The sequence below is a fragment of the Leifsonia sp. NPDC056665 genome (genome assembly GCF_042791795.1).
Lineage (GTDB): Bacteria > Actinomycetota > Actinomycetes > Actinomycetales > Microbacteriaceae > Leifsonia.
On the sequence record NZ_JBHTXK010000003.1, the window covers coordinates 97,085 to 109,711 of the forward strand.

General features: G+C 72.8%; 8 protein-coding genes. 1 reads left to right on the forward strand and 7 read right to left on the reverse strand.

Annotation, left to right across the window (positions count from 1 at the left end; genetic code table 11):
- Positions 1 to 56 precede the first annotated feature (56 nt).
- From ACFQ9V_RS04775 to ACFQ9V_RS04795, 5 genes are read right to left on the reverse strand one after another with little or no spacing between them, the layout of a single operon-like run.
- Complete coding sequence (locus ACFQ9V_RS04775) at positions 57 to 1,952, reverse strand: YhgE/Pip family protein (RefSeq protein ID WP_382458180.1); 1,896 nt, start codon at positions 1,950 to 1,952, stop codon at positions 57 to 59.
- A 2-nt stretch (positions 1,953 to 1,954) separates the two neighbouring features.
- Positions 1,955 to 2,692, reverse strand: a complete 738-nt coding sequence (locus ACFQ9V_RS04780; protein ID WP_382458021.1) for a hypothetical protein — start codon at positions 2,690 to 2,692, stop codon at positions 1,955 to 1,957.
- On the reverse strand, positions 2,689 to 3,381 hold the full coding sequence (locus tag ACFQ9V_RS04785; RefSeq protein ID WP_382458022.1) for a TetR/AcrR family transcriptional regulator: 693 nt from the start codon (positions 3,379 to 3,381) through the stop codon (positions 2,689 to 2,691). Before ACFQ9V_RS04785 ends, ACFQ9V_RS04780 begins: the two co-directional genes overlap by 4 nt.
- A 45-nt stretch (positions 3,382 to 3,426) precedes the next feature.
- The gene (locus tag ACFQ9V_RS04790) at positions 3,427 to 5,343 is read right to left on the reverse strand and encodes a YhgE/Pip domain-containing protein (RefSeq protein ID WP_382458023.1); all 1,917 of its coding nucleotides are present in this window, start codon (positions 5,341 to 5,343) and stop codon (positions 3,427 to 3,429) included.
- 12 nt (positions 5,344 to 5,355) lie between these two features.
- Entirely contained in the window at positions 5,356 to 8,316 is a 2,961-nt protein-coding gene (locus ACFQ9V_RS04795) for an MMPL family transporter (protein WP_382458024.1), read from the reverse strand.
- Between the two features lie 349 nt (positions 8,317 to 8,665).
- On the opposite strand from ACFQ9V_RS04795, the gene ACFQ9V_RS04800 reads away from it, so the two are divergent.
- Positions 8,666 to 9,952 carry an adenylosuccinate synthase gene (locus ACFQ9V_RS04800; protein ID WP_382458025.1) on the forward strand — a complete coding sequence of 429 codons (1,287 nt, stop codon included), beginning with the start codon at positions 8,666 to 8,668 and terminating at the stop codon, positions 9,950 to 9,952.
- A 13-nt stretch (positions 9,953 to 9,965) separates the two neighbouring features.
- Here ACFQ9V_RS04800 and ACFQ9V_RS04805 read toward each other — a convergent pair whose 3' ends face one another.
- Both ACFQ9V_RS04805 and ACFQ9V_RS04810 read right to left on the reverse strand, forming a co-directional pair.
- Positions 9,966 to 11,201, reverse strand: a complete 1,236-nt coding sequence (locus ACFQ9V_RS04805) for a Fic family protein (protein WP_382458026.1) — start codon at positions 11,199 to 11,201, stop codon at positions 9,966 to 9,968.
- Positions 11,202 to 11,332: 131 nt separating this feature from the next.
- Complete coding sequence (locus tag ACFQ9V_RS04810) at positions 11,333 to 12,616, reverse strand: GNAT family N-acetyltransferase (protein WP_382458027.1); 1,284 nt, start codon at positions 12,614 to 12,616, stop codon at positions 11,333 to 11,335.
- Positions 12,617 to 12,627: the final 11 nt, after the last annotated feature.

Here is a 12,627-nt window from a genome sequence, read left to right on the forward strand (position 1 = left end):
GCCCACCCTAGCGCCGGGCGCCGACGCCTCGCGCAGGCGCCCCGCCGCGGCGCGCCTCAGCCGATCAGCGACGGCCGCAGGTCCCGCAGCGTCCGGAAGTGCGTCATCCGCGTCACCCCGATCGCCGACACCAGCAGCGCGACCAGCATCCACACCGCGAGCACGCTCGCGTCCGCCCACGCCGTCGCGGGGTTGCCGCCGTACATGAGCTGGCGTATGCCGTCCACGGCATACGACATCGGCAGCACGTGGTGGAGCGCCGCGAGCGGCCCGGGCAGTGTCTGCCACGGGAACGTGCCTCCCGCGGTGACGAGCTGCAGCACCATGAGGACGAGCCCGAGGAACTGCCCGACACTGCCCAGCCAGACGTTGAGCGCGAGGATGATCGCCGCGAACGTCACCGACGCCAACGCCATCATCCCGAACATCCCGAGCGGGTTGTGGATGCCGAAGCCGAGCGCTCCCGAGACGATCGCGAACAGCCCGATCATCTGGACCGCGCCGAGCAGGCCCGGCGTGAGCCAGCCCGCGAGCGTGATCTTCACCGGCGAGTGGAGGGCGGTGATCGCCCGCCGGGACACCGGCTTGATGATCAGGAACAGCGCGTAGATGCCGATCCAGCCCGCGAGCGCGACGAAGAACGGCGCCAGGCCCGCGCCGTAGGTTCCGGCCGAGGTGACCGAGTCGTTCTTCAGGTTCACCGGGTCGGCGATCGTGGTCGCCTGCTTCTTCTGCAGGGCGGGGGAGTTGTCCGGGATCTGCGCGACGCCCTTCGTGAGTCCGTCGTGGAGCTGGGTCGTGCCGTCGTGCAGAGTCGTGAGCCCGTCCCGGAGCTGCGCCGAGCCGGTCGCCGCCGCGGAGGCGCCGCTCGCGAGCTGAGCGGCGCCGGCCTGCGCCTGGGACGCCCCGTCGGCCACCTGCGACGCCCCGGACGACACCTGCGCCGCCCCCGCCGCGACCTGGTCGGAGCCCGCGGCGAGCTGGTTCACCTGGCCGACGGCCGATTGGATCTGGGTGTTGCCGGCCTGGACCTTCTGGTCGATGCCGCTGAGGCCGGCCTCCACTTGCGCGATCACGGCCGGGTCGACGTGCGACGCCTGGAGCTGGGCGATGAGTTGCTGCCCCGCGGCGGGCGCCTGGACCGCGAGCTGCGCCGCGGCCTGGCCGGCTTGGGTCGCCTTCGCCGCGAGCTGGTCGTTGCCCGCCGAGACCTTCGCGGCGCCCGCGCTGACCTGCGCCGCGCCGTCGCGCACCTGCGCCGCCCCGGAGGAGAGGTCGCCGAGCTTGCTCGCGAGCGTCTGCGAGCCCCCGGCGAGCTGGGCGGTCCCGTCGGCGAGCTGCGAGGCGCCGCTCTGAGCGCTCGCGCTGCCGTCCACGAGCTGGGCGGCACCGTCCTGCGCGGTCACCAGGCTGGAGCGGATATCGGCGAGGCCGAGCAGGAACCGCTGGGCGGCCTCCTGGTTCACCTGCTTGACGATGGAGGTGCGGATCTTCTCGGCGGCCTGCGTCCCGATCGTCGACGCGAGGTAGCTGTTGGTGTCGTTGGTCGTCAGCGTGACGATCGCGCGCTGCGGCGTGGTGCCGGAGGCCGAGGCGAGCGCCGCAGAGAAGTCGGACGGGAAGGTGATGCTGAAGTCGTACTTCGAGTCGTCCACTCCCGTCGCCGCCGAGCCGGAGGCGACCCGGTGCCACTGGAACGAGCCGTCCGCGATGAGCTGGTCGGCGACCTGGCTGCCGTAGTTCACCGTCTTGCCGTCGACGGTCGTGCCGGTGTCGTCCACGACGATCGCCGCCGGGATGCGGTCGAGGTTCGCGTACGGGTTCTGGTTGGCCCAGAGGTAGAGGCCGCCGTAGAGCACCGGGACGCACATCAGCGCGATGAGGGCGACGATGGACATCGGGCTGGCGGTCAGGCGGCGGAACTCCGCCGCGATCATCTGGGGGATGCGGATCTTCATGCGTTCTCCACGGACGGCTCGGTCTCGATCAGGTCGGGGAGTTCATCGGTGTCGTCCCGGCCGGGGTCTTCGTCAAAGGTCTGAGGTTCGGCGTCGGCGGCTGCGTAGCCAGCGGCGTCGCCGGTGAACTGCCGCGACACGAGCGCGGACGCCGCGATGGCCGCGGCGGAGGCGTCGCCCGCGACGACGAGCACCGCGATGCCGCGCCCGGCGAGCTCGCGCGCGAACCGCCACCACTCCACGGGGTCGCCGCCGTGGCGGTCGGGGGAGACGATCACGACGCCCTCCACGCCCGTCCGCAGCAGCGCCAGCTCGGTGAGGAGGCGGATGCGCACGGTCGGCGGGACGGTCCCGATCGCATAGCGCGCGTACTCGGCGGCGCCCAGCTCGGCCAGCCGGCGGCGCACGGCGAGCGGGTGGGAGGCGAGGCCGGCGAACATCAGCTCCTCGGCGACGATCCCGGCCGCGGTCACGTCGGGGGCGGGCTCGCAGACGTCGGGGGCGTCGACCAGCGCGATGCGCCGGCGCAGGGCGCCGAAGTCGGCGCGGCCGTCGATCGTGACCGTTCCGGAGTCGGGTCGCATCCGCCCGGACGCGATCAGTCCGAGCACGGTCGGCCGCTGCTCTGTCTCGGCGCGGGACAGCGTGGCCCGGCCGGTCTCGAAGGTGACGGAGGTCGCGGGGAGGGCGGCGTCGCGCGGGCCCTTGGCGACGGAGTCGAGGGTGATCTTCATCGGGTGGTCCCCTCCGTGGTGGTCTGCGCCGTCCCCTGCACGGCGTCGAACGCCAGCTCCGGCGTCCCGGCCAGCAGTTCTCCGGCCTCCCGCCAGCCCATCCCGGCGGCGGACAGCGCGGCCAGGATGACGAGCCGGTGCCCGTCGCGGTCGGAGAGCTTCGCACGCGTCGCCTCGTCCAGCACGGACACGGCCGCGTGCTCGATGAGCCGCGTCACCGTCTCCCCGTCCAAGTCGGCGCGGATGGTGCCGTCCGCCATCCCGCGGCTTACCGTCTCGCGCAGCCGCTCGCGGGCCGGGTCGAGCGCGCTGCCGACCAGCTCCCGGTGCGGCCCGCGCACGGCGAGGGCGGCGCTGACCCGGATGTGCTCCACCTCGTCCCAGAGCGTCGCGCCGAACAGCGCGATCTCGACCCGGGCGTCGGGATGCGACACCGGGTCGAGCAGCGCGGCCAGGCGGGCGGCGCCGCGCGTGAAGACGTCGATCAGCAGCTCGTCGCGGTTGGCGAAGTGGCCGTAGACCGCGCGTCGGCTGAGCCCCGCACGGGCGGCGATGGCCTCGAGGGAGGCGTCGATGTCCTCGTTGAGGGCGGCCGCGGCGGCGACCAGGAGGGCCTCCCGGTTCGCGGCCGCGTCGCGGCGTGGCGCGCGGGTGGGCGCGCCGGGGTCGGGCGGAGAGGTGGTGGGCATACGACGATCGTACTCTTCTTGCACACTAGTGTGCAACTTAAGCGATCAGGCCGCGACCGCCCTCCCTCCCGCGACCCTCGGCACCCGCACGCTGCGCCGCGCCGCGACGGCCGCCAGCGTCAGCGCGAGTGCCCCGACCGCGTAGACGAGCAGCGGCCCGGACGCGCCGAACGCCCCACCCACGTCCCCGTTCGCCGCCGCGCGCAGCATCGCGAGCGCCGGCGCGGTCGGCAGGGAGGCCGCGAGCGACGTCAGCGCCGCCGGCACGGTAGACGACAGCCCCGCGGTCAGCGCCACGATCCCCACGACCAGGGCCACCAGGCGGCCGACACCCCCGAACGCCGCCGCCAGCGCCTGGTTGAGCACGCCGAACACCGCCCCGACGAAGGCCGCCGCCAGCGCGAAACCGAGCCACACGTCCGGCCGCAGTCCGAGCCCGAACTGCACGGCGCCCGCGACCACGACGCCCTGCGCCGCCCCGATCAGCGCCACGATCCCGGACGACCGCAGTGCGATCCACGCAGAGGGTGTCGTCGTGAGCAGCATCCGGGACGGCACGGCCCGCCGGCCGAGCGCGGTCGCCATCCCGCCGAGCCAGAGCGCGAGGACCGCATAGAGGGGCAGCGTCCCGACTCCCGTCGGCGGAGCCTTCTGGACCGCGACCACCGGCTGCGCGGCGACTGCGGACAGCGTCGTCATGTCGCTGTCGCTGTAGGTCGGGATGGACTGGGTCGCCTGCGCCAGGCCGGAGGCGAGCTGGGCCGCGCCCTGCGCCGTCTGGTTCGCGCCGGTCGCGGCGGACGCGGCGCCCGAGCTCACCGACGCCGCGCCGGAGGCCGTCTGCGCGGCGCCGGAGGCGACCTGCGACGCGCCCGACGCCGAGGCGTCGATCCCGCCGACGACCGCGGGCATCGCACCCGCCAGGGCCGCATTGCCGGAGGCGACCGCGTTCGAGCCCTGGGCGAAGGCCGACACCCCGCTGTTCGCCTGCTGCAGCGTGCCGAGGGCGGCCGTCGCCCGCGTGCACAGGACAGCCGGACCCGTCGCGCAGAGCTGCGCGACCACCTGTGCGAACTGGTTCGTCGCGGAGCCCACACCCGCCGACGCCTGGTCCGCCGCGCCCGCGAGCGCCGCGGACCCTGCCGCGAGCTGCTGCGTCTGCGCCGGCAGCGGCTGGGTCTTGGCGCTCAGGGTGTCGAGCCCCGCTGAGAGCGACTGGGCGCCCGCATCCAGCGACTGGGTGCCGGACGCGAGGGTGGCGGCCCCGCTCGCCAGCGACTGCGTGCCCTGCGCCAGCGTGGCCGCACCGGATGAGAGGGAGGCCGCACCCGATGCCGCCGACCCGATCTGCTGGTCGATCGTGTTGAAGCCCGCGTACACGTTCTGGAGGTACTGGATGGTGAGCTGCCGGTCGAGCGCGGCCGTCGCCGCCTGCGTGACCGCCGCGGACAGGGCGGGGTCGACCAGCGCCGACGCCGGACTGGTCTGCACGGTCACCTTCGCCTGCTTCGCGCTCGCCGCGGCGCCCCCGATCGAGGTCGCGTCCGCCGAGAACGACGACGGGATGGTGAGCACCGCCGCGTACTGACCGCTCGCCAGCCCGGAGGCCGCGTCCTTGTCGTTGGTCAGCACCCAGGTGAAGTTCGTGGAGTCGGTGGACGGCGGCGCCTCGGTCGGGCTCGTGCTCCCGGAGGCGGAGACCGTGGAGGTTCCCGCGATGAGCGACCCGGCGAACTGCCGCCCGAGCGGGATGGTCTTGCCGTTCTGGGTCACCGGGGTGTCGTCGTTGACCACGGCTGCGGTCACCCGGTCGAGGTGCTGGACGGGCGAGAACAGCCCCCAGCCGAGCACGGCTACAACCAGTAACGGCGCGAGGGCGAGCCCGACCAGCGTGATCACGCGCGTGCGCTCGGTTCCGGCGCGCGCGCCGAACGGCGCCCGGCCGGCGGATGGATCGGTCATGGTGCGCTCCCGTCAGGAGGGAAGGTGCGAGTCGAGCGTGGCGTCGTCGCCGCGCTCGTCGGGGGTGGGGGACTGGGGCTGGGGCTCGGCCTTGGGCTGGGCGTGGCGGGGATGGGCGGGGTCGGGGTGTGTGGAGGGCGCTTCGTCGTCTGGCGCGACTGCATCGGGAGAATGGCCGCCGCGGGCCTCGACGGGCAGCACGTCCGCGACCCCCTCCGGCGCCGTCGCCGCCAGCACCACCGCGGCCCCCGCGTCCGCCACCCGCTGCAACTCCACCGCGAGCCGGCGCCGCGCCTCCCCGACCACGGTCTCCGCCCCATCCACCACGACCACCGCCGGCCGGCCCTCCGACGCATCCCGCACCGCCGCGACCGGGTCCGCCGCCCGGTCCAGCCGCGCGACCCCGGCCCGCGCCCGCACCGACGACCGCCGCACCGGCAGGAGCAGCCCGTCCACCTTCATCCGTCCCGCCGTCAGCGGCGCGCGTCCCGCGATCGCCAGCGCGAGTGCCGTGTGCCCCGGCCCGGTGACCACGATCGCCCCGCCCGGCGGGACCAGCGCGTCGAGCGCACCCGACCCTCCGGCTCGGGCGCCGTCCGCCGCCAGCGCGTAGACCGTTCCCGGCTCGGGCCACCCGGCCGCGTCGAGCTCCGCTTGCACGCCCTCGCCCTCGATGTCGAGCACCGGCAGCGCGCGGTCCCACGAGCGCGGCATCCACCAGGTCGCCCTCCCGAACAGCACCAGCACGGCCGGGATGAGCGTCATCCGCACGACGAACGCGTCCACCGCGACCCCGACCGCGAGGCCGAGCGCGATCGGCTGGATCTGCGCGTCACCGCCGGGGATGAACGCCGCGAACACCGCGAACATGATGACCGCCGCGGCTGTGACCACCTTCGCCGACCCCTGGAAGCCCTTGTGCACGGAGTCCTTCGTGTCTGCGCCGAGGATGTGCTCCTCCCGCATCCGGCTCGCCAGGAACACCTCGTAGTCCATCGCCAGCCCGAACAGCACGCCCATCACGATGATCGGCATGAAGCTGATCACCGAGCCGATGTGCGCGACCCCCAGCAGCCCCGCGAGCCAGCCGCTCATGAACACCAGGCTGGTCACGCCGAAGGCCGCGCCGATGCTGAGCAGGTAACCGAGCGCGGCCGTCACGGGCACCACGATCGACCGGAACACGATCGCCAGCAGCACGAGCGACAGCCCGACGACGAGGAGGGCGAACGGCAGCAGCGCCCCGCCGAGCCGGGCGGAGATGTCGATCCCCGCGGCCGTGTATCCGGTGATGGAGAGGTCGATCCCGTACTCGCGCTGGAAGTGGTCGTGCATCGACCGGAGCTTCGCCACGAGCTCCTGCGTCGCTGCGGAATCGGGAGCGCCGGTCGGGACCACCTGCGCGATGCCCGTGTCCCCGGGCTCGTTCGGGGTGGAGAGCGGGACCGCCGCGACCCCCGGAACCGTCTTCAGCTCCGCGCCCAGATCGTTCATCAGCCCGACCGGATCGGTGCTGCCGATGACGGAGCCGGTGGCGATGAGCGGGCCGTTGTAGCCCGGGCCGAAGTGCTCGCCGATCAGGTCGTAGGCGATCCGGGCGGGCTCGTGCTCGTCGAGCGAACCGGCGTCGGGGAGCGCGAGCCGCAGGGTGGCCGCCGGGAGGGCGATCAGGCCGAGCAGGACGACGACGAGCACCACGGTCAGGATCGGGATGCGCGTGACCAGGCGCACCCAGAAGCCGGCGACGGGGTGGGTGACGGGCTTGGGAGGCGGTGGTGGTGGAGGTGGCGGTGGCGGTGGCGCCTCATCCGGTGGTGCGTCATCACTGAGTGCATCGTCGGCGTCGGCGTCGGCGTCGGCGTCGAGCGCGTCACCCGTCCCCTCGGCGCTATCGCCTTCCGCGCTCGCCTCCTCGGCCGCGCCTTTCGCCGCGGGCTCCACTCGATACCCCTTCGGCACCACCCGCATCCCCGCGAACCCGAGCAGAGCCGGCGTCAACGTCATCGAGATCAGCACCGCGATCGTCACCGCGAGCGCCGCCGCCACCCCCATCGTCGTGAGGAACGGGATCCCCGCCACGCTCAGCCCCACCAGCGCGATGATCACCGTGACCGCCGCGAACACCACCGCCGACCCGCCCGTCGCGACGGCGCGCGCGGCGGACTCCTCCGGCGTCATCCCGTGTTTGAGCTGCTCCTGGTGCCGGGAGATGATGAACAGCGCGTAGTCGATCCCGACCGCCAGTCCGAGCATGAGCGCCAGCAGCGGCGTCGTCGAGGCGATGGTCAACCAGTGCGTCGCCGCGAAGATCAGCGACAGCGAGAGCCCGGCTCCGAGCAGCGCCGTGATGAGCGGGAGGCTCGCCGCGATCACCGACGCGAACGTGGCGATCAGCACCGCGAAGGCGACGACGATCCCGAGCAGCTCCGTGACGCTGATCCCGGCGACCGTCTGCGAGAAGAGCTGGCCGCCGACCGCGACCTGCGACCCTTTCGGGAGCGCGGCCTCCAGGTCGCTGCCCGCCTTCTGGATCGCCGCGGATGTCGACGGCAGCACCGCGGTCTGCGCGACAGAGAGCTGGACGGGCACGATGACGGCCGACCCGTCCGCGGCGATGTTGCCCGTCGACGGCCCGCTGTACGGGGAGGCCGCGGACGTGACCTGCGGGATCTTCGCGATCGCCGCCGCCGACGACTCCACCGCGGACTGGAACGCCGGATCGTGCACGTCCGTCCCCTTCGGCGCGACCGCGACGAGCTGCGCGGAGGTGCCGCTGACCTGCGGGAAGGTGCGGGCGAGCGCGTCCTGCGCCTCCTGCGACTCGGTGCCGGGGATGCTGAAGGTGTTGTCGGTCCCGTTGCTCAGGAGCGCCGCGCCTCCGAGCAGCAGCACGAGCGCAGCGAGCCAGATGACCAGCACGCGTCTGCGCGCCCGGAAGGCGGCGCGGCCCAGCAGGTACAGGAGCGACGACATCGGGGCCAATGTAGAGCTTCCCTCAGCTCCCCGACAATGCCCGTCTTCTCCTGCCGAGATCCCGCCGAGGGGCACGCAAACGCCCCTAAAACACCGGGTGTTTGGGGGTTTGGTGGCCCACCGCGGGCCCCGAAAACCCGGGCGAAATTGTAGCCCTCCCCACCCCCCCCCCAAACGCCCCCTCTCCCCCTGCCTCTCCCCGCCGGGGGGCCACCCACCCCCCAAAAACCCGGGGGGTTGAGGGCGTTTACGTGCCCCTCGGCGGCCCCTGAAACCCGTCGCGATAGGATCGAGTGCGACGGTCGTCCGCGAGGCGCCGACGCACTCCCGACAATCGAGAGGACGAAACGTGCCCGCGATCGTGATCATCGGCGCCCAGTGGGGCGACGAAGGCAAAGGCAAAGCCACCGACCTGCTCGGCAGCCGCATCGACTACGTCGTCAAGTTCAACGGCGGCAACAACGCCGGCCACACGGTCGTCGTCGGCAACGAGAAGTACGCGCTGCACCTGCTGCCGTCCGGCATCCTGACCGAGGGCGTCACGCCCGTCATCGCCAACGGCGTCGTCGTGGACCTCGAGGTGCTGTTCCAGGAGCTCGACGGGCTGATCGCGCGCGGAGTCGACGTGTCCCGCCTCAAGGTCAGCTCCAACGCGCACGTGATCACGCAGTACCACCGCACCATCGACAAGGTGACGGAGCGCTTCCTCGGCAAGCGCCAGATCGGCACGACCGGCCGCGGCATCGGGCCGACCTACGCCGACAAGATCAACCGGGTCGGCATCCGCATCCAGGACCTCTTCGACGAGAACATCCTGCGGCAGAAGGTGGAGGGCGCCCTCGACCAGAAGAACCACCTGCTGGTGAAGGTCTACAACCGCCGCGCCATCGGCGTGGACGAGGTGGTCGAGGAGCTGCTGAGCTACGCCGAGCGCCTGCGCCCGATGGTGGTCGACTCCTCCCTGCTGCTGCACCAGGCGCTGGAGGACGGCAAGTACGTGCTCTTCGAGGGCGGCCAGGCCACCATGCTGGACGTCGACCACGGCACCTACCCGTTCGTCACCTCCTCCAGCTCGACGTCCGGCGGCGCCGCGACCGGCTCGGGCATCGGCCCGAACCGCATCGACCGCGTCATCGGCATCGTGAAGGCGTACACGACGCGCGTCGGCGCGGGCCCGTTCCCGACCGAGCTGTTCGACGAGTGGGGCGAGTTCCTCCGCGAGCGCGGCTTCGAGTTCGGCACCACCACCGGCCGGCCGCGCCGCACCGGCTGGTACGACGCGCCCGTCGCGCGCTACACGGCCCGCATCAACGGCGTCACGGACTTCGTCCTCACCAAGCTCGACACCCTCACCGGCATCGAGCGCATCCCGGTCTGCGTCGCCTACGACGTCGACGGCGTGCGCCACGACGAGGTCCCGTCCTCGCAGACCGACTTCCACCACGCAACGCCGATCTACGAGGAGTTCCCCGGGTGGACTGAGGACATCAGCGGCGCCCGCACGTTCGACGATCTCCCGAAGAACGCGCAGGACTACGTGCTCGCCCTGGAGGCCATCTCCGGCGCCCGCATCTCGGCGATCGGCGTCGGCCCGGCCCGCGACGAGATCGTCGTGCGGCACGACCTGGTGGACTAGGAGCGCCGTTCGGTCAGGCGCCGAGCAGCGCCTGGAGCTCCGGGTCGCTTCGGCGGCGTGCCCGCGCGGCGATCCGCCAGTCGAGCGATCCGAGCTCGTCGATGATGGTGGTGACGGCCCAGACGCGGTTGCGCTGGCGGTTCGTGATGCGGAGCGTGATCCCGGCGTTCTCCACCCGCTCGAGCGCCTCGTAGGTCGCGGACGTCGAACGCCCGATCCGGGCCTCGACCGACTCGGCGTCGAACACCGGGGTGTCGAGCAGGCCGTCGACGATCGCCGCCAGGGCGCTGCCTGGACGGGGGGAGAGCGCTGCCGCCCACTCGCCGGGGAGCGCGCGGATGACGCGCACGGACTCCAGCGCCTCCTCCGCCGCGATCCTGGTGGCGTCGGCCAGCTCGCGGACGATCGGCGTCGCCACCCCGCGGCGGTACTCGGTCAGGAGGTCGAAGTAGCCGTCCTGGTCGGCGGCGAGAGCAGAGGCGATCGGCGGCGTCGTGATGGACGTCATCCCCCGGCGCCGATAGATCGCACCGATCAGGGCGCGGCCGATGCGCCCGTTTCCGTCGGTGAACGGGTGGATCGACTCGAACTGCGCGTGGGCGATCGCGGCCTGCCCGATGACGGGGATGTCGTCGCGGTTGGCGAAGGCGAGGAGGTCGTGGAGAAGCGGGAGGACGCGCTCAGGGATGGGTGGGACGTGATCGGCGCCGATCGGCGAGAAGTCGCTGCCGCCGATCCAGTTCTGCATGTCGCGGACCCGGCCGGCGTAGTGCGCCTCGCTCGGATCGTCGGCGAGCAGTGTCCGGTGTGCGTCGAGCATCGACTCGAGCGTGATCCGTCCCGTGGTTCCGGCTTCGGTGACCATCCGCGTGATGGCGCGCGACGCCGAGACCATCGCGGTGGCGCTCGTGTTCGCCCGCACGCCGGCGAGCGCGCGGGCGAAGTCCTCCGGTGTGGCCTCGATGTGCTCGATCTTGGAGGAGGCGATCGACTCGGTGCGGATCAGGAACGCGGAGATCGCGCCGGCTCCCGGGCCGGTGTCGGCGTCGAGCGCGGCGAGGGCGCGGATGGCGGACTCCTGCGCGACCTGGACGGACGGGTCACCGGCGTACACCCGGTCGGCGATGAACGGCGGGATGGTCGCATCGACGGACGCGAGGGTCCGGTCTGCGCGCGAGCCGCGTCCGCTCCTGCTTCGCCACGGAACGGTCTCGAGACCGTGCGGAGCCCAATCGCTCGCATCGCTCATGGCGGCCCCCAATCCGGAATAGCGCCTCCCTTATTCCGATTCAAGCACCACAACCCGGAATAAGCGAGTCCTTATTCCGGTTTTCACCCCACAACCCGGAATAACCGACCCACTATTCCGCCCTCCACCCCTCAGAACCACGTACTGAGCCGGGGCGGAACCGCCGTCCGGAACAGCCGGTCGAGCGCCTCCGCATCCCCGTGGAGGCGTCCCGCCAGCGCCAGCCCGCGCGCCAGGTCGTGCCCGAGGTAGACGCTGCCGAGCGCCTCGACCGGCAGGGTGACGTCCGGGGCCTCGGCGGTCGACTCCACGCGCGCCTCGCCGTCCTCCACGATCAGCCGGTAGCGCCCGGCGGCGAAGCCGAGCCCATCGGTCACCTCCAGCACGAGGTCGCCGTCGCTCTCGTAGCGGCGGGCGGTGAGCGTCGCCGGGACGTCGAGGATGCGCACCCAGAGGTGGTCCTGGACGCTCGTGATGCGGGCGCCGCGGATGTCCTGCACGAGCAGCTGCACCGGCTCGTCCACGCCGCGCGTCCAGGCCTTCACCTCGGCGACGAGGTCCAGTTCGAGGAGGTAGCGCCAGAGGGCGGTGAGCGCGGCGTCGGTCGCGGCCGCCAGGTAGTTCACCTCCACGACGTGACGGGAGAAGTCCTCCTCACCCCCGCGCACCACGTAGCTGACGAAGCCCTCCGGCCGCCCGTCCGGGGAGTCGTAGCGCACCAGGAGGTACCGCGCCGCGTCGTCGTCGCCCTTCAGCGGGCCGAGGAGGCGGTCTGCCAGGTACGGTTCGAGGCCGATCTCGCCGTGGCGGGAGGTCATGGCCGCGGCGAGGACGGCGCGGCCGGTCTCGCGGTACTCGTCCGGCGTGGTGAACGAAAGCCGGCCAGGGGTCGGGGCGCCGGTCCAGCGGACCCGCTTGGCGTCCACGCTCCAGCCGGTCACGAAGGTCGCAGGCCCGAAGCCCCACCGGCCGTAGATCGTGGACTCCGAGACGGTGAGGATCGCGGCGGGGACGCCGAGCGCGTGCGCCGTCCGCAGCTCCGCCCCGAGCAGCGCGGTCGCGACGCCCCGGCGGCGGTGCGTCGGCGCGACCGTGACTGAGCTGATCGCCCAGGAGTCCAGGCTGCCGCCGCCCGGGACGGTGAGCGGTGCGACCCACGAGTTGACCGTGCCGACCGGCGTGCTCACGCCCTCGTCGTAGACGGCGGTCGTGCGCCGCCCGCCGAAGCTCGTCCGCGCCTCCTCCAGGACCTCCGCGGACGGCCGGCGCCCGTGGAAGCCGCGCATGTCCGCCACGATCCACGCGTCGAGAGCGGCGGTGTCCGCCGGGTCGACCAGGGCGAGCCGGAGGCCGGCCTCCGCCAGGTCGGCCGTCGAGCGCTCGTCCAGGGGTGCGGTGAGGTGCGTCTGGGTCATGCATCCACCGT